The 24,046-nt window shown below is 69.5% G+C and carries 20 protein-coding genes; 11 read left to right on the forward strand and 9 right to left on the reverse strand.

The annotated features are described in order from the left end of the window. Nucleotides 1-76 precede the first annotated feature (76 nt). The 4 genes from VEA98_RS05450 to hisS all read left to right on the forward strand — a co-directional run bounded on the left by VEA98_RS05450 (nucleotide 77) and on the right by hisS (nucleotide 4,518). Entirely contained in the window at nucleotides 77-955 is an 879-nt protein-coding gene (locus VEA98_RS05450; protein ID WP_324811516.1) for a 3-hydroxybutyryl-CoA dehydrogenase, read from the forward strand. After that, nucleotides 952-1,533 (forward strand): phthalate transporter, encoded by a 582-nt coding sequence (locus VEA98_RS05455; protein ID WP_324811518.1) that lies wholly within the window; start codon nucleotides 952-954, stop codon nucleotides 1,531-1,533. The genes VEA98_RS05450 and VEA98_RS05455 overlap by 4 nt, the downstream gene beginning before the upstream one ends. Before the next feature lie 89 nt (nucleotides 1,534-1,622). After that, nucleotides 1,623-2,900 (forward strand): DUF418 domain-containing protein, encoded by a 1,278-nt coding sequence (locus VEA98_RS05460; RefSeq protein WP_324811520.1) that lies wholly within the window; start codon nucleotides 1,623-1,625, stop codon nucleotides 2,898-2,900. Nucleotides 2,901-3,012: 112 nt separating this feature from the next. After that, entirely contained in the window at nucleotides 3,013-4,518 is a 1,506-nt protein-coding gene (gene hisS, locus VEA98_RS05465; RefSeq protein WP_324811522.1) for a histidine--tRNA ligase, read from the forward strand. Between the two features lie 396 nt (nucleotides 4,519-4,914). Here the strand turns inward: hisS and VEA98_RS05470 are convergent, their stop codons facing one another. Next, nucleotides 4,915-7,056 carry a M13 family metallopeptidase gene (locus tag VEA98_RS05470; RefSeq protein ID WP_324811525.1) on the reverse strand — a complete coding sequence of 714 codons (2,142 nt, stop codon included), beginning with the start codon at nucleotides 7,054-7,056 and terminating at the stop codon, nucleotides 4,915-4,917. 152 nt (nucleotides 7,057-7,208) lie between these two features. On the opposite strand from VEA98_RS05470, the gene VEA98_RS05475 reads away from it, so the two are divergent. Continuing rightward, nucleotides 7,209-9,047 carry a cation:proton antiporter gene (locus VEA98_RS05475; RefSeq protein ID WP_324811527.1) on the forward strand — a complete coding sequence of 613 codons (1,839 nt, stop codon included), beginning with the start codon at nucleotides 7,209-7,211 and terminating at the stop codon, nucleotides 9,045-9,047. Nucleotides 9,048-9,258: 211 nt separating this feature from the next. Then, on the forward strand, nucleotides 9,259-9,918 hold the full coding sequence (locus VEA98_RS05480; protein ID WP_324811528.1) for a TetR/AcrR family transcriptional regulator: 660 nt from the start codon (nucleotides 9,259-9,261) through the stop codon (nucleotides 9,916-9,918). Nucleotides 9,919-9,972: 54 nt separating this feature from the next. Here the strand turns inward: VEA98_RS05480 and VEA98_RS05485 are convergent, their stop codons facing one another. Then, nucleotides 9,973-11,094: an aromatic ring-hydroxylating dioxygenase subunit alpha gene (locus VEA98_RS05485; RefSeq protein ID WP_324811530.1), complete on the reverse strand. Its 1,122-nt coding sequence runs from the start codon at nucleotides 11,092-11,094 to the stop codon at nucleotides 9,973-9,975. Nucleotides 11,095-11,216: 122 nt separating this feature from the next. Here VEA98_RS05485 and VEA98_RS05490 point away from each other — a divergent pair, with 122 nt between their 5' ends. Then, on the forward strand, nucleotides 11,217-12,167 hold the full coding sequence (locus VEA98_RS05490; RefSeq protein WP_324811532.1) for an alpha/beta hydrolase: 951 nt from the start codon (nucleotides 11,217-11,219) through the stop codon (nucleotides 12,165-12,167). Between the two features lie 119 nt (nucleotides 12,168-12,286). Next, nucleotides 12,287-14,413 carry a PBP1A family penicillin-binding protein gene (locus VEA98_RS05495; RefSeq protein ID WP_324811534.1) on the forward strand — a complete coding sequence of 709 codons (2,127 nt, stop codon included), beginning with the start codon at nucleotides 12,287-12,289 and terminating at the stop codon, nucleotides 14,411-14,413. A 7-nt stretch (nucleotides 14,414-14,420) separates the two neighbouring features. On the opposite strand, the gene VEA98_RS05500 is transcribed toward VEA98_RS05495, so the two are convergent. The 3 genes from VEA98_RS05500 to VEA98_RS05510 all read right to left on the reverse strand — a co-directional run bounded on the left by VEA98_RS05500 (nucleotide 14,421) and on the right by VEA98_RS05510 (nucleotide 17,126). Further along, nucleotides 14,421-15,137: a SprT family zinc-dependent metalloprotease gene (locus VEA98_RS05500; RefSeq protein ID WP_324811536.1), complete on the reverse strand. Its 717-nt coding sequence runs from the start codon at nucleotides 15,135-15,137 to the stop codon at nucleotides 14,421-14,423. Next, complete coding sequence (locus VEA98_RS05505) at nucleotides 15,103-16,383, reverse strand: polyhydroxyalkanoate depolymerase (protein WP_324811538.1); 1,281 nt, start codon at nucleotides 16,381-16,383, stop codon at nucleotides 15,103-15,105. The genes VEA98_RS05500 and VEA98_RS05505 overlap by 35 nt, the downstream gene beginning before the upstream one ends. Before the next feature lie 119 nt (nucleotides 16,384-16,502). Then, on the reverse strand, nucleotides 16,503-17,126 hold the full coding sequence (locus tag VEA98_RS05510; protein WP_324811540.1) for an SCO family protein: 624 nt from the start codon (nucleotides 17,124-17,126) through the stop codon (nucleotides 16,503-16,505). 53 nt (nucleotides 17,127-17,179) lie between these two features. Between VEA98_RS05510 and VEA98_RS05515 the strand changes: the two genes are divergently transcribed. The 3 genes from VEA98_RS05515 to VEA98_RS05525 all read left to right on the forward strand — a co-directional run bounded on the left by VEA98_RS05515 (nucleotide 17,180) and on the right by VEA98_RS05525 (nucleotide 19,822). Then, entirely contained in the window at nucleotides 17,180-18,667 is a 1,488-nt protein-coding gene (locus VEA98_RS05515) for an ActS/PrrB/RegB family redox-sensitive histidine kinase (RefSeq protein ID WP_324811542.1), read from the forward strand. A 70-nt stretch (nucleotides 18,668-18,737) separates the two neighbouring features. Continuing rightward, nucleotides 18,738-19,292, forward strand: a complete 555-nt coding sequence (locus VEA98_RS05520; protein WP_324811544.1) for an ActR/PrrA/RegA family redox response regulator transcription factor — start codon at nucleotides 18,738-18,740, stop codon at nucleotides 19,290-19,292. Between the two features lie 59 nt (nucleotides 19,293-19,351). Then, nucleotides 19,352-19,822: a hypothetical protein gene (locus VEA98_RS05525; protein ID WP_324811546.1), complete on the forward strand. Its 471-nt coding sequence runs from the start codon at nucleotides 19,352-19,354 to the stop codon at nucleotides 19,820-19,822. A 56-nt stretch (nucleotides 19,823-19,878) separates the two neighbouring features. Here the strand turns inward: VEA98_RS05525 and pnp are convergent, their stop codons facing one another. From pnp to rbfA, 4 genes are all read right to left on the reverse strand, one after another. Further along, nucleotides 19,879-22,119, reverse strand: coding sequence for a polyribonucleotide nucleotidyltransferase (gene pnp, locus VEA98_RS05530; protein WP_324811548.1), 2,241 nt, complete (start codon nucleotides 22,117-22,119; stop codon nucleotides 19,879-19,881). A 249-nt stretch (nucleotides 22,120-22,368) separates the two neighbouring features. After that, on the reverse strand, nucleotides 22,369-22,638 hold the full coding sequence (gene rpsO, locus VEA98_RS05535; RefSeq protein ID WP_324811551.1) for a 30S ribosomal protein S15: 270 nt from the start codon (nucleotides 22,636-22,638) through the stop codon (nucleotides 22,369-22,371). Nucleotides 22,639-22,649: 11 nt separating this feature from the next. Further along, nucleotides 22,650-23,582 carry a tRNA pseudouridine(55) synthase TruB gene (truB, locus tag VEA98_RS05540; protein WP_324811553.1) on the reverse strand — a complete coding sequence of 311 codons (933 nt, stop codon included), beginning with the start codon at nucleotides 23,580-23,582 and terminating at the stop codon, nucleotides 22,650-22,652. Beyond that, nucleotides 23,582-24,022 carry a 30S ribosome-binding factor RbfA gene (gene rbfA / locus VEA98_RS05545; protein ID WP_324811555.1) on the reverse strand — a complete coding sequence of 147 codons (441 nt, stop codon included), beginning with the start codon at nucleotides 24,020-24,022 and terminating at the stop codon, nucleotides 23,582-23,584. Before rbfA ends, truB begins: the two co-directional genes overlap by 1 nt. Nucleotides 24,023-24,046: the final 24 nt, after the last annotated feature.

Genomic DNA, 24,046 nt, shown 5'->3' on the forward strand with positions numbered 1-24,046 from the left:
AGCGCTTGCACGGCCCGGCAGGCCGTCTAGGGTGCCGCTCCGATCGGGCCCAGCGCCCGCCAGTTCACCGGACTTCATGACCACGATCCGATCAGTCGCCATCGTCGGCGCGGGCCAGATGGGGGCCGGCATCGCCCAGGCCGTCGCCGCCGGCGGCTATGAGGTGCTGCTCCACGACGCCGCGCCCGAGCGCGTGCCGCAGGCCCAGGGGGCGATCGCCGCCAGCCTGGCGCGACAGACGGCGCGCGGCCTGACCACCCAGGCCGAGGCCGATGCGGCGCTGGCCCGGATCCGCCCGGCCAAATCGCTGGCCGAGGCGGCCAGGGCCGACCTGGTCATCGAGGCGGCGGTCGAGGACGAGGCGGTCAAGAAGGCGATTCTCGCCGACCTGGTCCCGCACCTGGGCCCCGACACCCTGCTGGCCTCGAACACCTCCTCGATCTCGATCACCCGTCTGGCCTCGGCCACGGACCGGCCGGAGCGCTTCATCGGCCTGCACTTCATGAAGCCGGCCCCGGTGATGAAGCTGGTCGAGATCATCCGCGGCATCGCCACCTCGGCGGAGACCTATGACGCCGCGGTGGCGTTTGCGGAATCGCTGGGCAAGACCACCACCAACGCCGAGGACTTCCCGGCCTTCATCGTCAACCGCATCCTGGTGCCGATGATCAACGAGGCGATCTACACCCTCTATGAGGGGGTCGGGAACGTGGCCTCGATCGACAAGGCGCTGAAGCTGGGGGCCAACCATCCGATGGGGCCGCTCGAGCTGGCCGACTTCATGGGCCTGGACGTGGTGCTGGCGATCATGAACGTGCTCTACGACGGACTGGCGGACAGCAAATACCGGCCCTGCCCGCTGCTGGTGAAATACGTCGAGGCCGGCTGGCTGGGACGCAAGTCCGGGCGCGGCTTCTACGACTATTCCGGCGACACGCCGGCGCCGACCCGATGATCCGCCCGAAGCTGCCCCCGCTGGAGCGTCCGGAGGACTTCCCCGGCCAGACCCGGGTGACGTGGCGGCGCGAGCCGCACGCCATCTTTCTGGCCGCGGTGCTCGGGGCGCTGTGGCCGCCGCTGGTCATCACCCTGCCGATCTGGCCGCCGAGCAACTGGATGCCGGGACTGGAGGTCGACTGGCGGCTGCTGGTGCTGTTCATCGGCCTGTTGGCCGTGCCCGGCGGACTGTGGCTGCTGGACCGGGAGCGGCGGGCGACCGGGCGGCCGGCGACCCGGCTGGGGGTGATCTGGCGCTTCATGTTCTACGGGGGCCTGCTGGCGGCGGCGCTCGGCGCCTTGTTCGCCGTGGTCCAGTCGGTGCTGCAGTGGCTGCACGCCGCCAATGTCGGCGAGGCGGTGGGGGGCAGCGAGACCTCGCTGCTGATCTACGGGGTCGGCGGCCTGTCGGTCGCTGTGCTGGTCGGGGTCAGCTATGCGCTGTGGGCCGGGCTGTGCGCCGCCTTCATCGCCTTCCGGCCGCAGCCCGAGGTGCGCGACCGTCTCGGCCTGATGGGCCAGCGCGAGCCCGACTGACCGCCGCGGCCGGCGGTTACAGGAAATTCAGTTTGACGAGCCGGCCGTTCAGGCCAAGTTGGCCCTCGCCAGAGTGGGGGGAAAACGCCATGGCCGCTGCCGACAGCACGCTTCCGTTGAAGCCCGCGCAGGCGCCGATCGCGCCGAAGGACCGGATCTTCAACCTCGACATGCTGCGGGGCTGGGCCATCCTCGGCATCCTCGCGGTCAACGCCGTCTCCTTCGCCTGGCCTGTCGAACTGACCATGTCCGACGCGCCGCCGCCCGGCGGTCTCAGTTACGCCGACACGGTGGGACTGTGGGTCACCGACGTCTTCTTCGCCGACAAGTTCCGCACCCTGTTCACGATGCTGTTCGGCGTGTCGGTGTTCCTGGTCGGCGGCGAGCGGCCCGACCGGGAGCGCGGCAGGGCGCTGTGGCGCCGGCTGATCTGGCTGGGAGTCTTCGGCCTGATCCACGGCATGGTGTTCTGGTACGGCGACATCCTGTTCCACTACGCCTACTGCGGCCTGCTGATGATGCTGATGCGGTCGTGGAAGGCCTCGCGCCTGCTCTGGATCGGCGGTGCGATCACCGTCCTGTGGGGCGTCGTCGCCAGCCTCGGCTACTGGGGCATGGAGAACCTGCCCCCTGAAATGGCCGAGCAGATGCAGGCCGGCATGCCGACAGCGGACGCCGCCTCGATCGCGGCGGCCATCGACGTCTACCGCAGCGGCTGGCCGGCCGGACTGCTGGAGAACGTCACGAACTGGGCGACCTTCCAGCTGATGGCCAGCCCCTTCCTGATTCCGATCTCCGTGCCGCTGATGATGCTCGGCCTGGGCCTGTTCAAGTCGGGCTGGTTCTCGGGCCGGGCGCCGATCTGGACCTATCTGCTGGCCGTCGTGATCGGCGGCGCGAACCTGGCGCTCTTCGCCCTGTGGCGCTGGCAGGACCTGATGGCCGGCGAAGCGGTCGACCCCACCCACGGACTGGCAGCCGGGGCGGGAGGCATGGCCTTCCTGATCACCCTCTTCTACGCCAGCGTGCTGATCCTGATCACCAAATTTGGGCTGCGGATGCTGACCGGCGTGCTCGTTCCGGTGGGGCGGATGGCCTTCACCAACTACCTGACCCAGACCCTGATCATGGTCACCCTCTACTATGCGCCGTGGGGGCCGATGTGGTTCGGCACGCATCATCCCGCCGAGATGTGGATGGTGGTCGGCGCGGTCTGGGTCGCCCAGCTGATCTGGTCGCCGCTGTGGCTGTCGGTGTTCCAGATGGGACCGCTGGAGTGGATCTGGCGCTGCCTGACCTACGGCCGGTTGCTGCCGATCCGCAAGTCGGCGGCGGCGGCGGCCCAGGCCAGTCCGGTGGCGATCTGAAGCGTGGGTCGAGGGGCGAAACGGCCCGGCGGCGGTGAATAGTGCTAGTGAGCAGGACGGCCCTGCTCACCAGCACTAGCACTTTTCACCCTCGCCCCTCTAAAAGCCCGCCATGACCGACGCCCCTCTCCGCCCCGAAGCCCGCAGCCCCCGGGGGTTCGCCGACCGCCGCGGCCGCGACCTGGTCGCCGAGCGCCGGCTGGTGACGCGGGTCTCCGCCGTCTACGAGCGCTGGGGCTTCGAGCCGCTGGACACCGGCGCCTTCGAATACGCCGACGCCCTGGGCAAATTCCTGCCCGACGCCGATCGTCCGAACGAAGGCGTCTTCGCCCTGCAGGACGATCCGGGCGAGGCGGGCAACGGCGAATGGATGGCGCTGCGCTACGACCTGACCGCCCCGCTGGCACGGTTCGCGGCGCAGAACTGGGAGATCCTGCCCAAGCCGTTCCGCCGCTACGCCTTCGGGCCGGTGTGGCGCAACGAGAAGCCCGGCCCGGGACGGTTCCGCGAGTTCGTCCAGTGCGACGCCGACACCGTCGGCTCGGACCGGCCCGAGGCCGACGCCGAGATCATCGCCATGGCCTGCGAAGGCCTGCACGCGGCGGGCCTGTCGCCCGAACAGGCGGTCATCCGGGTCTCGAACCGCAAGCTGTTCGACGGCCTGTTCGAGGCCGGCGGGATCGAGGACGCAGGCCAGAAGCTGACGGCTCTGCGGGCCATCGACAAATACGACCGGCTGGGCTGGGAGGGCGTCGCCGCCCTGCTCGGCGAGGGACGGCTGGACGAGTCCGGCGACTATACGAAGGGCGCGCGCCTGCCCTCCAGGGTCATCGGCGCCATCGAGGGCTTCCTCGCCTCGGCCGGAGACGGACAGGCCTCGCGCTCCGGGACGCTGGAAGCCGTGGCCCGGTCGGGGAACGTCGGCGCCGCGGGCGAGGCCGCCCTGGCCGAACTGGCCGCCATCGACGCGGCGCTCAACGCCATGAGGGTCGGACAGGCGGCGGTGCGCTTCGACCCGACCATCGTGCGCGGACTGGAATACTACACCGGGGCCGTGTTCGAGGCCGAACTGCTGCTCGAGACCACCGACGACAAGGGCCGGGCGGTGCGCTTCGGCTCGATCGGCGGCGGCGGACGCTACGACGACCTGGTGGCGCGGTTCACCGGCGAGCGACTGCCGGCGACGGGCTTCTCGTTCGGGGTGTCGCGGCTGGCCTCGGCCCTGCGCGCGGCCGGTCGCGGCGCGGCGGACGCGGTGCGCGGGCCGGTGGTGGTGATCGTCTTCTCCGAGGCCGACATGCAGCACTACCTCGACGCCGTGTCGGAGCTGCGCAACGCCGGCATCGCCGCCGAGCTCTACCTGGGCCGGGCCGGCATGAAGGCGCAGATGAAATACGCCGACCGCCGCGGGGCGCCGGCGGTGGTCATCCTCGGCGGCGACGAGATCGCCGCCGGTCAGGTGACGGTCAAGGACCTCGACGCCGGTCGGGCCCTCGCCGCCGGCATCGCCGACAACGACGCCTGGAAGGCCGAGCGACCGGGGCAGGTCGTGGCCGCGCGGACCGAGCTGGTCGCCACCGTTCGCCGGATCGTCGACGCCGCGCACACGGATGCGTGAGTTATCATTGATAAGGGGCGAAAACCGGCTGTTTCGCCCGCGACTTCATTGACTTGGCCGTTGGAATGTCGTCATTCTGCGGCCACTCGAAAGCCGTGACGTTCAAACGCAGCGGCCTTTCGGAGGCGTTTCGGGGAGGAAACGTCCGCTCCGTAGAGAGCGAAAGAAGCCCGCCGCGATGTATCCCCCGCGGCGGGCTTTTTCGTGCCTGAAGCGCGCGGGTGGCCCGTGGCTGTGACCCCTGAGTAGCGGCTGTGGCGAAGCTCGCGGCGCCACCGCCCTGCCTCGGCAGGTTGATCTCGGTCGACTCTCTCACCACCACTCGCCACTCGCCACCAGCGAAAAGGGCCGGAGCGTCGCCGCTCCGGCCCTTTCCTGTTCGATGGAACCGCCGCCTTACCAGATGCGGACGCGGTCTTCCGGGGCGAGGTAGTATTTCGAACCCGGCTGGACGTCGAAGGCCTCGTACCAGGCGTCGACGTTTCGTACAGGGCCGATGACGCGGAATTCGGCCGGGCTGTGCGGGTCGGTGGCGATCTGGTTGCGCAGGGCGTCGTCGCGATATTTCGACTGCCAGACCTGGGCCCAGCCGTAGAAGAAGCGCTGGTCGCCGGTGGTGCCGTCCAGGATCGGGGCCGGCTGGCCGTTCAGCGACAGGTGGTAGGCCTCCAGGCCCACCGCATTGCCGGCGGCGTCGCCGATGTTCTCGCCCATGGTCAGGCCGCCCTGCACCTTGAAGCCGGGGATCGGCTCGAACTGGTCGTACTGGGCGCCGAGGCGCGCGGTCAGGGCCTGGAAATTGGCCTTGTCCTCGTCCGTCCACCAGTTGCGCAGCACGCCGTCGCCGTCGGACTTGGAGCCCTGGTCGTCGAAGCCGTGGCCGATCTCGTGGCCGATGACCCCGCCGATGCCGCCGTAGTTGACGGCCGGGTCGGCGTCCGGATCGAAGAACGGCGGCTGCAGGATGGCGGCCGGGAAGACGATCTCGTTGTTGGTCGAGTTGTAGTAGGCGTTGACCGTCTGCGGGGTCATGCCCCACTCGTCCTTGTCGACCGGCTGGTTCAGGCGGTTCAGCTGATAGTTCCACTGGAACAGGCCGGCGCGCTCGGCATTGCCGAACAGGTCGTCGGGACGGACCTCAAGCGCGGAGTAGTCGCGCCACTTGTTCGGGTAGCCGATCTTCACCGTGAATTTGCGCAGCTTGTCCTGGGCCGCCGCCTTGGTCTCCGCGCCCATCCAGGCGAGGTTGTCGATCCGGTGCGACAGGGCGGTGCGCAGGTTGGCGACCAGCTCTTCCATCTTGGACTTGGACTCGGCCGGGAAGTATTCGGCCACGTACTGGCGGCCGACGGCCTCTCCCAGCATGCCTTCGGCGAAGCTGATGCCGCGCTTGTCGCGGGGGCGCTGCATCGGCTGGCCGTTCAGGTCGCGCGAGCGGAACTCCCACTGGGCGTCGGCGAAGCGGCGCGACAGGCGCGAGGCGGCGTCGTCGGTGGTGTGGAAGGCCTGCCAGGCCTGGATCACCTCGATCGGGGTCTCGGCGTAGATGGCCGCGATCTTCGGCATGGCCGTGTCCTGGCGGACGATCAGGCGCGGCACTTCGCCGACGCCGACGGCGTTGTAGTAGTCCTGCCACGGGAAGCCGGGCGCCTCGGCGGCCAGCTGGGAGATGCTGTATTCGTTGTAGGTCTCGTCGCGGTTGCGGTTCTGGATCGGGGTCCAGTGGGCCTCGGCGATGCGGGTCTCGAAGGCGAGGATGGCGTCGGCGTTGGCGGCCGGGTCTTCCCAGCCGACCATCTCCAGCATGCGCTCGATATAGGCGCGGTACAGGGCCTTCTTCTCGGCCCAGCGCTCTTCCAGATAATAATCGCGGTTGGGCAGGCCGAGGCCGGACTGGCCGGTCGAGACGACGTAGCGGGTCGGGGCCTTCTGGTCGGTGGTGATGCCGGTGCCGAAGATCGTGCCGCCGACGCGGCCCTGGGTCTCGCCCATGTAGACGGCGGCCTTGTCATGGGTGTCGGCGGCGCGGATGGCGGCCAGGTAGGGCTGCAACGGCTGGGCGTCGAGCGCCTCGATGCGGGCCTCGTCCATGTAGGAGCGGTAGGCGTCGGCGATCTTCTGCTCGTCCGAGCCGGGGGCCAGGTCGGTGCGGGCGACGAGCCCCTCGATCATCGCCTTGACGCGGTTGTCGGACAGTTCGCGCAGCAGGGCGAAGGAGCCGTAGCTGGTGCGGTCGGACGGGATCTGCATCTCGTCCAGCGCCGCGCCGTTGGCGAAGCGGAAGAAGCTGTCGCCCGGGGCCACCGAGGTATCGCGGCCGGCCAGGTCGAAGCCCCAGGTCCCGTACTTGGGCGCCTCGGTGCCCTGGAAGCCCATGACGGCGGCGCCCTCGGCGGGCGTCTGGAACAGTTCGAAGACGGTGCAGGCCTCGTCGAAACAGGCGTGATCATGCCCATCGTCGGAGAAATGCTGCGCCAGTGCGGGCGCGGCGGGCAGGAGCAGGGCGCCGACGGCGGCGCCGATAAGCAGCTTCTTCATGTGGGTTTCCCTCGACTTGACTTCACTTTCCGGAAGGTCGGCGGCGACCCTACGCCGGGAGGGCGACCTGTCGCCTGAATTTTTTGTCATGAAACGACGGAAACGCGGACAGCGCGGCGTTTCAGCCTGTAGGCTGAACCATCGGAGGGCGAATGACGGTTCACGGCGGTTCGGGCGGCGAATACAAGGATCTGGTGGTCTTCCTGGCCGCGGCGGGCGTTATGGTCCCGCTGTTCAACCGGCTCAAGATCAGTCCGATTCTGGGCTTCCTCGCCGCCGGCGTGCTGCTGGGGCCGGACGGGCTGGCGCGGCTGGCCGACACCGCCCCGTGGCTATCGTGGCTGACCATTTCCGACGCCGGCCAAATCCGCTCGCTGTCCGAGCTCGGCGTCGCCTTCCTGCTGTTCATGATCGGGCTGGAGCTGTCGTGGGAACGGCTCAAGTCGATGCGCAAGCTGGTCTTCGGCCTCGGCCTGACCCAGGTCGCCGTCTGCACGGTGGTGCTGGCAGGCCTGTTCATGGTCATGGGGCAGACGCTCGTCTCTGCGGCGGTGCTGGGCATGGGCTTCGCCCTGTCGTCGACCGCGGTGGTCATGCCGGTGATGGCCGAGCGCGGCCGGCTGGGCGGCGCGTCGGGCCGGACCACCTTCTCCATCCTGCTGGCCCAGGACCTCGCCGTGGCCCCGATCCTGATCACGGTCACGGTCATGGCCGCCGCGGCCCTGGCGGGGGCGACGCCGGCGGGCGAGTTCGATCCGTCGGTGCTGAGGCCGGCGCTGCTGACTCTCGTCCCCGCCGCGGTCGGCCTGGCCCTGATCGTGGTGCTGGGGCGGCTGGTGCTGCGGCCGATGTTCCGCTCCGTGGCCAAGGCCAAGGCGCGCGGCCAAGGGCAGGAGATGTTCGTCGCCGCCAGCCTGCTGGTCGTGGTCGGCGCCGGCCTGGCGGCGCAGGCGGCGGGGCTGTCGATGAGCCTCGGCGCCCTGGTCGCCGGCCTGCTGCTGGCCGAGACCGAGTTCCGGCGCGAGGTCGAGCTGTCGATCGAGCCGTTCAAGGGCCTGCTGCTGGGGGTGTTCTTCGTCGGCGTCGGCATCGGCCTCGACCTCGACGCGGTGGCGGCGGACCCGGCCGGGGTGTTCGGCTTGGCCCTCGTCCTGACCCTGCTGAAGGCCGGGCTGATCTATGGCGCGGCGCGGCTGTGGGGGGTGAAGAACCGCACCGCCATCGAGACGGCGCTGGTCCTCGGCCCCGCGGGGGAGTTCGCCTTCGTCATTCTCGGGGCCGGCATGGTCGAGGGCATCGCCTCGCCGGACTTCACCCGCACCGTGATGCTGGCGGCGACGATCAGCATCTTCACCATCCCGCTGATGGCGCTGATCGCCGACCGGCTGACGCGGGTCGCCCAGGCCGCGCCCGACCTGCCCTCCGACGCGCTGGAGCCGGTCGCCGCCGACAACCAGGTGCTGATCGTCGGCTTCGGGCGAGTCGGGCGGCTGGTCGGCGAGATGCTGGCCGAGCACGGCCAGTCTTATCTGGCGGTGGACGCCAACGCCTCGACCGTGGCCAGGGGCCGGGCCGAGGGAGCCAACGTCTTCTACGGCGACGCCGGACGGGCCGAGATGCTGCAGCTGTGCGGCGTCGACACGGCCCGGGCCGTGGTGGTGACCATGGACGCCCCGGCCAAGGTCGACGAGGTGGTGCGCACGGCGCGCGGCCTGCGGCCCGACCTGATCCTGATCGCCCGCGCCCGCGACGAGCGCCACGCCGAGCGGCTCTACCACCTCGGGGTCACCGACGCGGTGCCCGAGACCACCGAGGCGGCGCTGCAGCTGGCCGAGAACACCCTGGTCGATCTGGGCGTGCCGATGGGGCTGGTGCTCGCCTCGATCCACGAACGTCGCGACCGTTTCCGGGCCCTGTTCCAGCAGGCCATGCCGGAGGGCCCCGGCCGCAAGCGCCGGGTCCGCGCCCTGCATTCGACGCGGCGAAGCTGACCCGGTCAAGATGTCGCGGCGTTAACCGCAGCGGTCATCGCCGCGTTAATCTCCGCACCCCATTTTGGTCATCGTTGCATGATGACTGCCCCTGTCGTCGGAAGGCGACTCCCGGCGGGCGCACGGCATCGCGTCCGCCTCCTCCCCATCGCTTCGGCGGTCAAGTTTTCGATGGCGCGCCTCAGCCGCCGTTTAGTCGAGTACCCGTTTCATGCGAGATATCGCCCTGTCTGCCACCCCATCCGATTCCGAGACCGAGACCCCCCGGCTGAACCGTCGCCAGGCCGCCAAGGTCCGCACCCGCCAGAAGGTTCTGGACGCCGCCCGCCAGCTGTTCGCCGAGCGCGGCTACGAGCCCGCCACCATCCGCGACATCGCCAAGGGCGCGGGCATGTCGACCGGCGCCGTCTTTGCCAATTTCCAGGACAAGGCCGAGCTGTTCGAAGCGGTCCTGTCGACGGACCTGGTCAAGCTGGCCGAGACCATGAAGGCGGCCGCGGCCTCCGAGGGCTCGACCCGCGCCCGCCTGCTGTCCGCCCTCGGCGCCGGCTACCACGGCTCGCTGGAGCAGCTGCCGCTGGTCCAGGCCGTGATCGCCCGCTCGTGGTTCCAGCCGGTCGCCGCCGAGATGCGCACCCGCGACGCCATCAAGCCGATCCTGTCGGTCGTCACCGATACGCTGCAGGCCGGGGTGCGCGAGGGCGAACTGCGCCAGGACGCCGATGTGCGCCTGCTCGCCGAGCTGATCTACGACGCCTTCCTCGCCAACTACCGCCGCGCCGCCTACGACGGCTGGACCACGGCCCAGCTGACCGAGCGCATGGGCAAGCAGGTCGACGTGATCCTCGCCGGAGCGATCTCGCGGCAGTAGTCGAGACGGTCGGATCGTCGAGAAATTTGAAGGCCGCGGCATCCGCCGCGGCCTTCAGCTTTTCCAGCGCAGCGTCGCCGGCTTGACCGGGTTCTGGAACGCCCGGCCCTCGGCCCGGCTCTTGCCCCATTCCCGCTTGAGCTGCTGGTACCATTTGGCCTGTTTGTCGGCGTCGTCGATCCAGATCAGGGCCGGGTCGTAGCGCAGGCCCTCGTTCTGCAGGTTCACCATGCCGCCGTCCTGCTTCAGGAACGCGACCACGCCCATGCGCAGGAAGGGCTTGGCGATGTTGAACACCCAGTGGTCGGACCAGAAGATCTGCGTGATCGTGGTCCGGTTGTCCGAGCGGGGCGTCAGGCAGGTCAGGGCCAGAACCTGTTTCTCGCCGACCTGGATATGCTCCCAGCGATAGCCGGGCAGGCGGAAGCTGATCTCCGTCGCGGGCGCGCCCCCCAGGATCCTGTAGGCCCGGCTGTTCGACGACGGCGCGTGGCGCACCATGGCGAAGCCCAGTTCGCGCGGCTCGAACGCCTTGGCCTTCTCGTGCATCGAATGTTCGGACCGCCACCACCACTGCTGATGCACGTAGGGGCCGTGGGCCGGGTCCATCAGGCCGACGACGGCGTGGTCGATGTGGGCCTCGAAATCCATCGACTCGACCAGTTTGGTCCCGCCGCCGACGACGCCGGGGAAGACCGGCGGCTCATGGTCCGGCTCGGACGGATTGCGCGGGTCGGAGGCGACCCAGACGAAGACCATGCCCTGGCTCTCGCGCACCGGATACGACCGCACGCGGATGCGCCCGGCCTCATAGGCCTGGTCCTCGACCAGCGACGGGATGGCGGCGCAGACGCCATCGGGCCGGAAGCGCCAGCCGTGGTAGCAGCACTCGATGGTCTCGCCCTCGCCCGGCTTCTCGACCAGCCGCCCGGCCGACAGCGGCGCGGCGCGATGGGGGCAGATGTCGCGCATGGCATAGACCTGACCCGCGCGCGTGCGGCCGATCAGGACGGGCTCGCCCAGCAGCTCGTGCCGCTTCAGCGAGGCCGGCGCCACGTCGCGCGACAGGGCGACGAAATACCAGGCATCCAGCACGAACCCCTTGCCGAAGGGGGCGGGCGCGGCGGCTTTCGCGCCGGCGGGCGCGTCGACAGGGGCGGTATCGGGAGGCGTCATGTCTGCTATTCTAGGCGCGAGCCCGGCCTCCCCGCCAGCCGCCGCATGTTTGGATATGAAAAGCACTTTACACTGTAAAGCATATGTCATATTCAGGCCCCGAAGCTCAAGAGGAACCGCCGATGAAGTCCACCCTTATGGCCCTGATGGCCGCCGCCGCCCTGACCACCCCCGCCTTCGCCCAGGACGCCCATGGGGCGCACGACCCGGCCGCGGGCCACGCCCGGTCCGCCGATCACGGTCATCACCACGCCGACTTCGAGTCCGGCCGCTTCCATGTCCGCGTCGATGGCCCTGAGCATCCGGTCGGCGATGTCATCCTGATCCCCGGCCTGTCCTCCTCGCCCGAGGTCTGGGACATGCTGACCGAGGAGCTGAAGGGCCGCTATCGCGTCCACCGCATCCACGTCCAGGGCTTCGCCGGCGCGCCGGCCGAGGCCAATGCCGAGGGGCCGGTCTCCGCCCCGGTCGCCGAGGACATCGCCCGCTACATCGCCGAACAGGGCCTCGATAAGCCCGCCGTGATCGGCCACTCCATGGGCGGATCCATCGGCATGATGCTGGCCGCGCGCCACCCGGAGGCCGTCGGCAAGCTGATGGTTGTCGACATGATCCCGTTCATGGGGGCCATGTTCGGCGGCGGCAACGCCACGCCCGAAAGCGTCGCGCCGATGGGCGACATGATCTACCAGGGCATGGCCAACTCACCGCGCGAGCAATGGCTGGCGGAATCGAGCGCCAGCATCACCAGCATGATCAACACCGAATCCCAGCGCGCGGGGCCGCTGGAAGCGGGAGCCACGACCGACCAGAAGGTGGCCGCCTCGGCCTTTCGCGAACTGGTCGTCACAGACCTGCGGCCGGAGCTGGCCAACATCACCGCCCCGACCACGGTGCTCTACGTCAAGTTCAACGACGCCCGGATGACGCCCGAGATCACCGACGGCATCTACCGCGCCTCGTTCGCCACCCTGCCCGGCGCGACGCTGAAGCGGATCGACGACAGCGCCCATTTCATCATGCTGGATCAGCCCGCGGTGTTCGCCGCCGAGGTGAACGCGTTTTTAGAATAGGCCGGCCGCAGGCCATGCTTTCGGCGGAAATGGTCCTCACGGTCTCGTGACGACGTGAGGGGCGTTTGCGTGCGTCCGGTGAACGGCTAAGACCGCTGTTCGGACAGGATGAGGTTTCGATGGCGGGTTCCGGCTTCAGCTTCGGGCGCGGCGGCGGCAGCGGGCCGAAACCGGCGCGCACGCCGGTGCAGCGGCTGATCTACTGGGGCTCCGTGCTGGCCATCTGGGGCGTCATCTTCCTGGTGGTTTTCTTCGCCGTCTTCGCCCGCGACCTGCCCGACACCTCGACCCTCTACAATGTCGATCGCCAGCCCTCGATCACCTACCTCGACCGCAACGGGGCGCTGATCGCGGTGCGCGGGACGCAGCAGGCACCGCCGGCCGATCTCGACGCCCTGCCCGACTATGTGCCGGCGGCCTTCATCGCCATCGAGGACCGGCGCTTCTACCACCACCCCGGCTTCGATCCGATCGGCATGACCCGCGCCATCGCTGCGAACATGCGGGCCGGGCGGGTGGTGCAGGGCGGCTCGACCCTGACCCAGCAGCTGGCCAAGAACCTGTTCCTCAGCCCGGACCAGAACCTGAAGCGCAAGGTCCAGGAGCTGATGCTGGCGGTCTGGCTGGAGATGAAATTCTCCAAGAAGGAGATTCTCGCCCTCTATCTGAACCGGGTCTATTTCGGCGCCGGCGCCTACGGCATCGAGGCGGCCTCGCAGCGCTATTTCGACAAGAGCGCCAAGACTCTGACCGTCGGCGAGGCGGCCCTGCTGGCCGGCCTGCTGAAGGCCCCGTCGCGCTATTCCCCGGTCTCGGAGAGCGAACGGGCCGCCACGCGCGCCACCGTGGTGCTGAACGAGATGGTCGATGCGGGGGTGATCACCGCCGAGCAGCGGGCCCAGGCGGTGACCGAGCCGGTGCGCGTGTCGCGCACCCTGGCCAGCCAGCATGCCCAGTATTTCGTCGACTGGCTGGACAAGCAGATCCGCGAACTGGTCGGCGAGCCGACCGAGGACATGATCGTCGAGACCACGCTGGACCTGACCCTGCAGACCTCGGCTGAGCGGGCGGTGCGCCGCATCCTCGACCGCGACCGGTCCAAGGGCGTGCAGCAGGCCGCGCTGGTCGCCCTGGACGGCGAGGGCCGGGTGCGCGCCATGATCGGCGGCGCCTCCTATGCCGACAGCCAGTTCAACCGCGCCGTCGACGCGCGCCGCCAGGCGGGTTCGGCGTGGAAGCCGTTCGTCTATCTGACCGCGCTGGAGAGCGGCTACACGCCGGAGACGCGGGTGATGGACCAGCCGATCCGCATCGGCAACTGGTCTCCGCGCAACTATTCCGGCGGCTACGCCGGCGAGATGACCATGGCCCAGGCCGTGGCCCAGTCGACCAATACGGTGGCGGCGGCGATGGCCGACCAGATCGGCCGCGACAACGTCGCCCGCACGGCGCGTCGGCTCGGCATCACCTCACGCATCGGGCTGGAGCCGGCCATGGCGCTGGGCGCGGTCGAGGTGTCGCCGATCGACATGGCCCAGGCCTATGACGCCTTCGCCAACGGCGGCAAGCGGGTCCGGGCCTATGGCATCAGCCGCATCCGCACCCCTCAGGGCCGGATCATCTACCAGCGCGCCAGCCGCGAGGCCGGGCCGGTGCAGGCGATCTCGAACCCGTATCTCTACTATATGAACCAGATGCTGCGCGGGGTCATGACCTCGGGCACGGGGCGCTCGGCGGCCATCGCGGGACGCGACACGGCAGGCAAGACCGGCACCACCTCGGACTACAAGGACGCCTGGTTCGTCGGCTACACGGGCGGTTTCGTCACCGCCGTCTGGGTCGGCAAGGACGACAACAGCGCCATGCGCGGCGTCACCGGCGGCTCGTCGCCGGCGGCGATCTGGCGCGGCTTCATGGAGGCGGCCCTGCCGCGCCTGAACGCCCCGGCCATCCCCAACGGGCCGCCGATGCCCGAGGGCTGGCAGCCGCCCAGCCCCGTCGAGAGCCTGATCGGCCGCATCGGCGACCTGTTCGGCGACAACCCGCCCGGCGACGAGGCCGATCCGCTGGACGAACGCCTGCTGGAGCCGCTGCCGCCGCCGCAGCGCGAACCCGCGCCCCGCCGCGACCCGCCGGCCGTGCTGCGCCCGACCCAGCCGCAGCCCCCGCGCGAACAGCCCGCGCCGCAGCCGCAGCCGCAGCCGACCCCGCCGCCGGAGAAGAAGGCCGATCCGCTGTTCTTCTAGGCGGGGACTACCGCCCCACCGCGTGCAGCGCCGGCCCGTGGTCGCGCAGCCATTTGCGATGCGGGCGATGGTCGCCGATCAGGCGCTGGACCACCGACCAATAGGCCGGGCTGTGGTCGGCGTGGACCAGATGCGCCACCTCGTGGGCGGCGAGGTAGTCGATCACCGCATGCGGGGCCATGATCACCCGCCAGCTGTAGCGGATGGTGCGGTTGTGCGGGCTGCACGAGCCCCAGCGCGACTTCGGATCGGCGATCGACATCCTGACCGGCCGCAGGCCGAGGGCGCGCAGATGCACGTCGGTGCGGGCCTGGAGCGTCTCGCGCGCCACCCGCTTGAACAGGTTCTCGACGCGCCGTGCGAAGGCCTCGCCCTCGCCGCCGGAGACGATCAGCGGGCCCTCGGCGTCCTCGGTCAGGCGGGCCGCGCCCGCGCCGCCAGCGGCGGCGAGCCGGACCGGTCGGCCGAACAGGGCGACGGTCCCGCCGGGCGCCAGCGGCGTCCCCTGAGGCCGCGCCGCCAGCCGTTCGCGCATCCAGCCGGCCTTGCTCCGGGCGAAGGCCACGGCCTGCGCCAGGCCGCGCTCGGACGGCGCGATCAGCACCGCCTCTCCGGCGCGCGCGTCGATGCGGATGGACAGCCGCCGGGCGCGCGGATTGACCGACAGCCGGGCCGGGACTCCGACCGCCTCAGGCGGCAGCCGCTGGCCGTTCCGGTACTGCACTGAGGGCCTCGTTGAGGGCGATGAAGTCGCGCACGCGCGGATAGATGTCGTCGCGGAAGCGGCGGCCGTTGAAGACGCCGTAGTGGCCGACCTCGGGGTGGACGTAGAGCAGGCGCCGGTCATCCGGCACGGCCGTGCACAGCGTGTGCGCCGCCTGGGTCTGGCCGACGCCCGAGATGTCGTCCTTGGCGCCCTCGACGGTCATCAGGCCGATGTCCGTGATCTTGGTCAGGTCGACCTTGCGCCCGCGATGCTCCAGCAGGCCGCGTGGCAGCAGGTGCTGCTGGAAGACGATGTCGATGGTCTGAAGGTAGAATTCCTCGGTGAGGTCCAGCACGGAGAGGTATTCGTCGTAGAATTCCTCGTGCTTCTGGGCTCCGTCGCCGTCGCCCGCGACGAGGTCCTGGAAATAGCGGCGGTGGGCGTCGATATGCTTGTCCTCGTTCATCGACATGAAGCTGTAGAGCTGGACGAAGCCCGGATAGACCCGCCGCCCGAAGCCCGGATAGGGCCACGGCACGGTGTGGATCATGTTCGACCTGAACCAGGTGAAGGGCTTCTCCTCCGCCAGTTGGTTGGTCACCGTCGGCGACAGCCGCGCATCGATCGGCGAACCCATGAAGGTCATCGAGGCGGGCCGGTTGGGATCCCCGTCCTCGGCCATCAGGGCGCAGGCGGCCAGCACCGGCGGTCCGGGCTGGCACACCCCGACGACGTGAGCCCGCGGACCGATCACGCCCAGCATGGTCCGCACGTGATCCACATAGTCGAAGAAGTCGAACCGCCCCTCCAACATCGGGACCTGGCGGGCGTTGGTCCAGTCGGTGACATAGACGTCGTGGTCCTGCAGGAAGCCCTCGACGGTGCCGCGCAGCAGGGTGGCGTAGTGGCCGGACAGGGGCGCGACGATCAGCACCGCCGGGGCCGCCGCCGGCTTGCCGGCCCGCTTCAGGTCGCCGAGGTGACGCGCGAACCGCACCAGCCGGCACCACGGGGACGACCAGACCACCTGTTCGGTGGTGCGCACCTTGCGGTCGCCGATCTCGATCGTCTCGAGACGCCAGTCGGGCTTGCCGTAGCGGCGGGTGACGCTCTCGAACAGTTCGGCCGAGGCGTAGGCCGTCCGCCCCAGGGCGGTGTCGGCGGCCGGATTGAGCGGTGAACTCCAGAACTGGCGGGCCATCTGGGCCCCGAACCGGAACGGCGTCGCCGAGGCGTAGGCGAGCTCGTGAAGCGAATACAGCATGCGTGTCCTGAGACGGCCCCCGCCGTTATATGGCAGGGCAGCATAGAACGCGCCGCACTGCAAAAAGATTATCGGCGATCAGTTTGTCGTGAACGGCGCAGGTTCCGTTCCGGGGGGACTCAGCCCCGCGCCATGGCCTGCTCGATCACCCGCGCGGAATTCTCGGGCCCAAGCTGCTCGGCGACCGTGGTGCGGAACCTGCCGTCGGGCCCCATCAGATAGACCCCCAGCGAGTGGTTCATGGTGTAGTCCTCGCCCTCGCCCGACCGGGCGTAATAGACCTTGTAGGCGTCGGCGGCGGCGCGGACCTGCGCCGGCGTGCCGGTCAGGCCGATGGCCCCCTCGGGGAAGCCGTCCGCCGACAGATAATCCTTCAGCGCCTGCGGCGTGTCGCGTTGCGGATCGACGCTGACGAAGACGATTTGCAGGTCCCGGCCCTTGTCGCCCAGCCGCCGCTTCGTGGCGTCGAGCGCCTGCAGGGTGGTGGGGCAGTAGTCGGGGCAGTAGGTGAAGCCGAAGAAGACCAGCGACCACCGGCCCTCCAGCATCGTCTGGTCCACCGGGCGGCCGTTGTGGTCGACCAGCTGGAACGGCCCGCCGATATCCGCCTGTCCGGTCGAGACCACTTCGCCCGGCTGCAGGCCGCGGTCCGGGCGGTTGACGACCACCAGGGTGACCACGATCAGGGCGGCGGCGATGGCGACGCACGCGGCGGCGAACAGCAGGATGGAACGACGCGGCATCACGACCCCCGGGCGAACGCGCCACACGGGCGCGGCTGGTCTATAGAAGAGCGGTGAGCCCGACCCAAGACCCCCTGTCGTCGCAGTCCCTCATCGAGGAAGGCGGCGGCCGTTTCGCCGGCTGGCGCAACCTGCCGCGCCGCAGCCGCGGCCTGTCGCTGCGCACCCTGGTGATCCTGCGCTGGATGGCCATCGCCGGCCAGAGCGCGACGGTGGCCGTGGCCACCGCCTGGTTCCATTTCCGCCTGCCGCTGTGGGGCTGTCTCGCCGTCATCGCCGCCAGCGTGGCGATGAACCTGAACGCCACCGCCCGGCTCAGGCGCAGCGACGGCTCGGCCCCGGACGGGACGCTGACGGCGGCCCACCTCGGCTTCGACATTCTGCAGCTGTCGGCCCTGCTGGCCCTGACCGGGGGGCTACAGAACCCGTTCTGCCTGCTGCTGGTCGCCCCGGTGACGGTGGCGGCGGCCTCGCTGCCGGGCCGGCAGGCGGCGTTGATGGGGCTGCTGGTGCTCGCCGCCACCGTCGGCCTGTTCTTCTTCTCCATGCCCCTGCCGTGGCAGGCCGGGACCGAGATGGACCTGCCGCCGCTGTACCGCTTCGGCGTCGGCTTGGCCCTGATCACCGGCGTGGTCTTCACGGCCGCCTACGCCTGGCGGGTGGCGGCCGACGCCGAGAAGCTGGAACTGGCCTTGGCCACGACCCAGGATGTGCTGCAGCGCGAGCAGCGGCTGGCGGCGCTGGGCGGGCTGGCGGCGGCGGCGGCGCACGAGCTGGGCACGCCGTTGGCCACCATCCAGGTCGTGGCGCGCGAACTGCTGCGCGAGTCCTCCGGCAACGCGGCCGCCGCCGAGGACGCGGCCCTGATCCTGCAGCAGGCCGAACGCTGCCGGGACATCCTCAAACAGCTGTCCCAGCAGCCCGAGGAGGGCGACGCCGCCTTCGCCGAGGTCGGGCTCAAGGCCCTGCTGGAAGAGGTCGTTGAGCCGCACCGCGGCTTCGACCTGGCCTTCGAGGTCGAGGTGCGGACCGCATCGGGCGAGGCCGCGCCCCGGGTGCGCCGCCTGCCCGAGGTGGTGCATGGCCTGTCGACCCTGGTCGAGAACGCCGCCGACTTCGCCAACAGCCGGGTGCGGGTCCATGCCCTCGTCGACGCCGGCTTCATCGAGATCGAGGTCGTCGACGACGGCCCCGGCATCCCGCCCGACATCCTGCCCCGCCTCGGCGAGCCCTATGTGACCAGCCGGCCGCAGGGCAAGGCGCGCCGCGCCCTCGCCGCCCAGATCGCCGCCTCTGTCGCCGCCGCCGCGCCGGGCCGCAAGGGGAAGAAGGAAAAGGCCGCCCCGGCCGCGGAGAAGATCGCGCCCAGCCAGGGCGGCATGGGGCTGGGGTTCTTCATCGCCCGCACCCTGCTGGAACGCACCGGCGGCCGCGTGTCGGTCGGGGCCGGCGATGGCGGCCCAACTCCGCAGAAGGGCCAGCCCAGAGGGGCCCGCGTCGCCATTCGCTGGCCCCGGCCCGCGCTGGAGGTTTCGCCGTGATGTCGCACCCCCTATCTGAACCTTGACCGCAGGCGCGCCGTTACCGACCACAGCGCCAAGGAGACCGCCGATGCCCGAGACCGAAGACCGGATCGCCGCCCTGCCCGACAGGACCCTCCTGCTGCTCGACGACGACAACGCCCTGCGCACCCGGCTGGGGCGCGCGCTGGAGAGCCGCGGCTTCGAGGTGACCACCGCCGCCTCCGTGGCCGAGGCCCGCGAGGCGCTGCGCACCACCCTTCCGGCCTTCGCCGTGCTGGACATGCGGCTGGAGGACGGCAACGGGCTCAAGGTCGTCGAGGCCATCCGCGACCGGCGCGAGGACGCCCGCATCGTCATGCTGACCGGCTACGGCGCCATCGCCACCGCCGTGGCGGCGGTCAAGGCCGGCGCGGTCGACTATCTGCAGAAGCCCGCCGACGCCGACGACGTGGTCAAGGCCCTGCTGGCCACCGGCGAGGCCCCGGAGCCGCCGGAGAATCCGATGAGCGCCGACCGGGTCCGCTGGGAGCACATCCAGCGGGTCTACGAGCTGTGCGACCACAACGTCTCGGAAACCGCGCGCCGCCTCGGCATGCACCGGCGGACGCTGCAGCGCATCCTGGCCAAGCGCGCGCCGCGCTGAGCGGTTCTTGCCGCCGCCGGCCCCGGCAGGCACTCTCCCCGCGCTGGGTGGGGGAAGGCATGAAGATCGATCTCATCGCGTTGGCGCTCGTCGCCGCGGCGTTCACGGCGGCTTTCACTGCCATGAACTGGCTCCTGTCGACCTATGCGCCGGGTGCGTCGCCGGCTGGTCTGTTCCTCGACGCCGACATCATCGCCAAGCTCGTGATGCTCCTGCTCATGCTGCTGACTCTTCCCGTTCCCGTCATCGGCCTCATTGGCCTGCTGGCGCGCGAGGCGGCGCGACCGATGGTGATGGTCCTGCGAATGGCCGCGGCGGCCTCCGTCCTGCTCGGTCTGCTCGCCGCCGCCTACGGCTGGATCAACATCCAGGCCGCTCTCAGAGGTGTCGGCCCTGTCGGGATCGAGGTGACGGCGCCGTCCTGGGCCGAACTCCTGCTTGTCTTGGCCTATTCGCTGCTGGTGGCGGGGTTCGCCCTGCTCTTCGCCGTGGGCGTGGGGCTGCGGGCTGGAGGACGCCGCAAGGCGTGAAAAAAGCCCCGGCGTTTCCGCCGGGGCCTTCTTCGTTTCAGCGATGACGCCGGAGCCTAGTCCCGGCGACGGCCGCGGCTGCGGTCGCCGCCGCGATCACCGCCGCCTTCACGCTTCGGACGGCCGCCGGTGTCTTCCGACATCGGGGGCTCGCCACGCTCGGCGCGCTCGGCGTTGATCTTGTCGGTCAGGTCCTCGCCGGTTTCCTGATCGACGACCTTCATCGACAGTTTGGTCTTGCCGCGGTCGTCCATGCCCAGGAATTTCACCTTCACGTCCTGACCTTCGGTCAGGACGTCGGCGGGGTTGGCGACGCGTTCCATCGAGATCTGCGACACGTGGACGAGGCCGTCCTTGGCGCCGAAGAAGTTCACGAAGGCGCCGAAGTCGACGACCTTCACGACCTTTCCGGAGTAGATCATGCCGGGCTCGGGCTCGGACACGATCGACGAGATCCAGGCCTTGGCCGCGTCGATCTTCTCCTGCTCGGACGCCGCGATCTTCACGGTGCCGTCGTCCTCGATGTTGATCTTGGCGCCGGTCTTTTCGACGATCTCGCGGATGATCTTGCCGCCCGTGCCGATGATGTCGCGGATCTTGTCGGTCGGAACCTTGATCTGCTCGATCTTCGGAGCGAACTCGCCCAGTTCGGCGCGCGGCGCCTCCATGGCCTTGTCCATCTCGTCGAGGATGTGCAGGCGGCCGGCCGAAGCCTGGGCGATCGCCTTGCGCATGATCTCTTCGGTGATGCCCGCGACCTTGATGTCCATCTGGAGGCTGGTGATGCCTTCGCGCGTGCCGGCCACCTTGAAGTCCATGTCGCCGAGGTGATCTTCGTCACCCAGGATGTCGGACAGGATGGCGAACTCGCCCGAGGGCTCGAGGATCAGGCCCATGGCGATGCCGGAGACCGGACGCTTCAGCGGCACGCCGGCGTCCATCAGGGCCAGCGACGAACCGCAGACCGTGGCCATTGACGAGGAGCCGTTGGACTCGGTGATCTCCGACACCAGACGGATGGTGTAGGGGAACTCTTCCGACGACGGCAGCATCGGACGGATCGCCCGCCAGGCCAGTTTGCCGTGACCGATTTCCCGACGGCCCGCGCCGCCCATCCGTCCGGTCTCGCCGACCGAATAGGGAGGGAAGTTGTAGTGGAGCAGGAATTTCTCCTTGTACGTCCCGCTCAGGGCGTCGACGTACTGCTCGTCCTCGCCGGTGCCCAGCGTGGCGACGACGATGGCCTGGGTCTCACCGCGGGTGAACAGGGCCGAGCCGTGGGTGCGCGGGAAGACGCCGACCTCCGAGACGATCGGACGGACCTTGTCGAGGGCGCGGCCGTCGACGCGATGGCCGTTCTCGATGATGTCGCGGCGCAGGACGTGGGCTTCGCATTCCTTGAAGGCCGTGGAGAATTTGGAGGCGTCGACGCCGTCCGGGTTCTCTTCGGTCTTCACCAGCTTCTCGGCGGCCTTCTTCTTGGCCACGTCGACGCCCGAGCGGCGGTCGTATTTGCCCACGTGGGTGTAGGCGGCCTTGATGTCCTCGCCAACCAGCGACTGGATCGAGGCGACCACGTCCGAAACGTCGTCGGCCTGGAAGTCGAACGGCTCCTTGGCGGCGTGTTCGGCCAGGTCGATGATCGCGTCGATCACCGGCTGCATGCCGCGATGCGCGAACATCAGGGCGTTCAGCATGATCTCTTCCGACAGCTCCTTGGCCTCGGATTCGACCATCATCAGGGCGTCCTGGGTGCCGGCGACGACGAGGTCGAGCTCGCTCTCGGGCATCTGGTCGAGGGTCGGGTTGAGGACCAGCTCGCCCTCGATGTAGCCGACGCGGGCCGAGCCGATCGGGCCCATGAAGGGCACGCCCGAAATGGTCAGGGCGGCCGAGGCGGCGATCATGCCGAGCACGTCCGGGTCGTTCTCCATGTCGTGCTGGAGGACGGTGACGATGACCTGGGTCTCGTTCTTGAAGCCCTTGACGAACAGCGGGCGGATCGGGCGATCGATCAGGCGGGAGACGAGGGTCTCCTTCTCGGTCGGACGGCCTTCACGCTTGAAATAGCCGCCCGGAATCTTGCCGGCGGCGAAGGTCTTTTCCTGGTAGTTGACGGTCAGCGGGAAGAAGTCCAGGCCCGGCTTGGGCGCGCGGCCGTAGACGACGGTGGCCAGGACCACGGTCTCGCCGTAGGTCGCCAGCACGGCGCCGTCGGCCTGACGGGCGATGCGGCCCGTTTCCAGCGTCAGCGGGCGTCCGGCCCACTCGATCGTCTTGCGTTTGATATCGAACATGTTTCGTCTTTCGTATCCCGCGGGCGGATTCCGCGCGGGGTCCCATCAGTGGGTGGAGCGTCGGGCGTTCAGTCCTTCGGTCCATGAACGGCCGCGCCATCGCGAACCGTCCGGGAGTGGTTGAGGACCGGTTTCAGCCCTCGCGTCTGCGCCGGAAACTGCCGCGGCGCGCGGTTGGTTCTGGATGCGGAACGAGGCGCGGACATGGCCCGCGCCTCGAAAAAACTCTTCCGCGTCGTCCGGCGCCCCTTAGCGGCGCAGGTTCAGCTTGGTGATCAGCGCCGTGTAGCGCTCGCGATCGACCTTGTTCAGGTGGTCAAGAAGGCGACGGCGCTGCGAGACCATCTTGAGCAGGCCCCGGCGCGAGTGGTTGTCCTTCTTGTGGGTCTTGAAGTGCTCGGTGAGGTTGGCGATGCGTTCCGAAAGGATCGCGACCTGGACCTCGGCCGAACCGGTGTCCGCTTCGCTGCGGGCGTTGTCGGCGATGACTTCGTGCTTGCGTTCAGCAGTAATCGACATCGGGTAACTCCTTATTGGAGGTTGAATACGCGGTCGGGTTCAAAGCGACCGGCCCGCAACTGACCGAGAGCGACGAGGGTCTGGCCCTGAAAGGCTGAAACGGTTCTGGAGCCCTCCCGAAGGCGGCTCTTCAACGTTTCGACCTGTCTGGGGAGCAGAACGATCGGCCGTCCCTGCCGAAGCGAGAAGGCGTCTTGATCCGTCACGGCCAGCTCCGGGATGTCGTCCAGGGCGGTCGCGACGGGAAGCAAGCCTTCCGAGGCGGCGTCCCTATGCACCAGATCGGTCAGGAAATCCAGCGATACGGCGTTTTCCGTCGAGAACGGTCCGACCCGCTCGCGGCGAAGGGCCGAAACGTGCCCCTCGGCCCCCAGCGCCGCCGCCAGGTCGCGGGCCAGCGAGCGCACATAGACGCCCTTGCCGGTCCGCATGGTGATCTCGACATGGTCGGCGTCGGGCGCATCCGTCACCGCCGCCTCGCGGATGGTCACCCGCCGTGTCGCCAGCTCGAATTCCACGCCGTCCCGGGCCAGGTCATAGGCGCGCTGGCCGTCGACCTTGATGGCGGAATACTGCGGCGGCACCTGATCGATTTCGCCGACGAAGGCGGGCAGCGCGGCGCGCACCGCCTCCACCGACGGCCGCACATCGGAGCAGTCCGTGATCTCGCCCTCGCGGTCGAGGCTGTCGGTCGAGACGCCCCAGTTGATGGTGAAGCGATAGACCTTCTCGGCATCCATCATGAAAGGCACGGTCTTGGTTGCCTCGCCGAGCGCGATCGGCAGGATGCCCGAGGCCAAGGGGTCCAACGTCCCGGCGTGCCCCGCCTTCTGGGCATTGAACAGCCGCCGGATCTTCGACACGGCGTCCGTCGACCCCATCTCCAGCGGCTTGTCGAGGCAGACCCAGCCATTGACGACGTCTCCCTTCCTGCGGCGGCCCATCAGAGATCGTCGGCGTCGGGCTTGGCGATATCCGCCTGAACCCGCGGGTCGTCGAGCAGGCGGTTCAGCCGCTCGGCCGCCGCGAAGCTCTCGTCGTGGCGGAAGCGCAGGTCGGGGGTGAAGCGCATGTCGATGCGCCGCCCCAGCACGCCGCGCAGGAATTTCGCATGGGCGTTCAGCGCCTTGATGATCTCGTCGACGTGGCCGGCGACGGGGGCGCTGTCGACGCCGGCGCCCAGCGGCTCGACGAAACAGGTGGCGTGCTTCAGGTCCGGCGACAGGCGCACCTCGGTGACCGTCACCGACACCTCCTTGAGGGCCGGATCGTGGATGTCCTCCTCGCGCAGGACGTCGACGAGGGCGTGGCGGATCAGCTCGGCCGCGCGCAGCTGGCGCTGGCTGACGGTGCCGGCCTTCGGATTGGGTTTGCGGGTGCTCATGGGGTGGCTCCTGATCGCCCGCCG

Origin of the sequence: Brevundimonas sp. (assembly GCF_035627055.1) — a bacterium.
Taxonomy (GTDB): domain Bacteria; phylum Pseudomonadota; class Alphaproteobacteria; order Caulobacterales; family Caulobacteraceae; genus Brevundimonas.

Excerpts from the sequence above, each read along its gene's own strand:
- VEA98_RS05520 (WP_324811544.1), top strand. The coding sequence starts at position 18,738 with ATGCCCGAGACCGAAGACCGGATCGCCGCCCTGCCCGACAGGACCCTC.
- VEA98_RS05450 (WP_324811516.1), top strand. The coding sequence starts at position 77 with ATGACCACGATCCGATCAGTCGCCATCGTCGGCGCGGGCCAGATGGGG.
- VEA98_RS05460 (WP_324811520.1), top strand. The coding sequence starts at position 1,623 with ATGGCCGCTGCCGACAGCACGCTTCCGTTGAAGCCCGCGCAGGCGCCG.
- pnp (WP_324811548.1), bottom strand. The coding sequence starts at position 22,119 with ATGTTCGATATCAAACGCAAGACGATCGAGTGGGCCGGACGCCCGCTG.
- VEA98_RS05490 (WP_324811532.1), top strand. The coding sequence starts at position 11,217 with ATGAAGTCCACCCTTATGGCCCTGATGGCCGCCGCCGCCCTGACCACC.
- rpsO (WP_324811551.1), bottom strand. The coding sequence starts at position 22,638 with ATGTCGATTACTGCTGAACGCAAGCACGAAGTCATCGCCGACAACGCC.
- VEA98_RS05455 (WP_324811518.1), top strand. The coding sequence starts at position 952 with ATGATCCGCCCGAAGCTGCCCCCGCTGGAGCGTCCGGAGGACTTCCCC.
- hisS (WP_324811522.1), top strand. The coding sequence starts at position 3,013 with ATGACCGACGCCCCTCTCCGCCCCGAAGCCCGCAGCCCCCGGGGGTTC.
- VEA98_RS05470 (WP_324811525.1), bottom strand. The coding sequence starts at position 7,056 with ATGAAGAAGCTGCTTATCGGCGCCGCCGTCGGCGCCCTGCTCCTGCCC.
- VEA98_RS05505 (WP_324811538.1), bottom strand. The coding sequence starts at position 16,383 with ATGCTGTATTCGCTTCACGAGCTCGCCTACGCCTCGGCGACGCCGTTC.
- VEA98_RS05475 (WP_324811527.1), top strand. The coding sequence starts at position 7,209 with ATGACGGTTCACGGCGGTTCGGGCGGCGAATACAAGGATCTGGTGGTC.
- VEA98_RS05495 (WP_324811534.1), top strand. The coding sequence starts at position 12,287 with ATGGCGGGTTCCGGCTTCAGCTTCGGGCGCGGCGGCGGCAGCGGGCCG.
- VEA98_RS05485 (WP_324811530.1), bottom strand. The coding sequence starts at position 11,094 with ATGACGCCTCCCGATACCGCCCCTGTCGACGCGCCCGCCGGCGCGAAA.
- truB (WP_324811553.1), bottom strand. The coding sequence starts at position 23,582 with ATGGGCCGCCGCAGGAAGGGAGACGTCGTCAATGGCTGGGTCTGCCTC.
- rbfA (WP_324811555.1), bottom strand. The coding sequence starts at position 24,022 with ATGAGCACCCGCAAACCCAATCCGAAGGCCGGCACCGTCAGCCAGCGC.
- VEA98_RS05525 (WP_324811546.1), top strand. The coding sequence starts at position 19,352 with ATGAAGATCGATCTCATCGCGTTGGCGCTCGTCGCCGCGGCGTTCACG.
- VEA98_RS05480 (WP_324811528.1), top strand. The coding sequence starts at position 9,259 with ATGCGAGATATCGCCCTGTCTGCCACCCCATCCGATTCCGAGACCGAG.
- VEA98_RS05510 (WP_324811540.1), bottom strand. The coding sequence starts at position 17,126 with ATGCCGCGTCGTTCCATCCTGCTGTTCGCCGCCGCGTGCGTCGCCATC.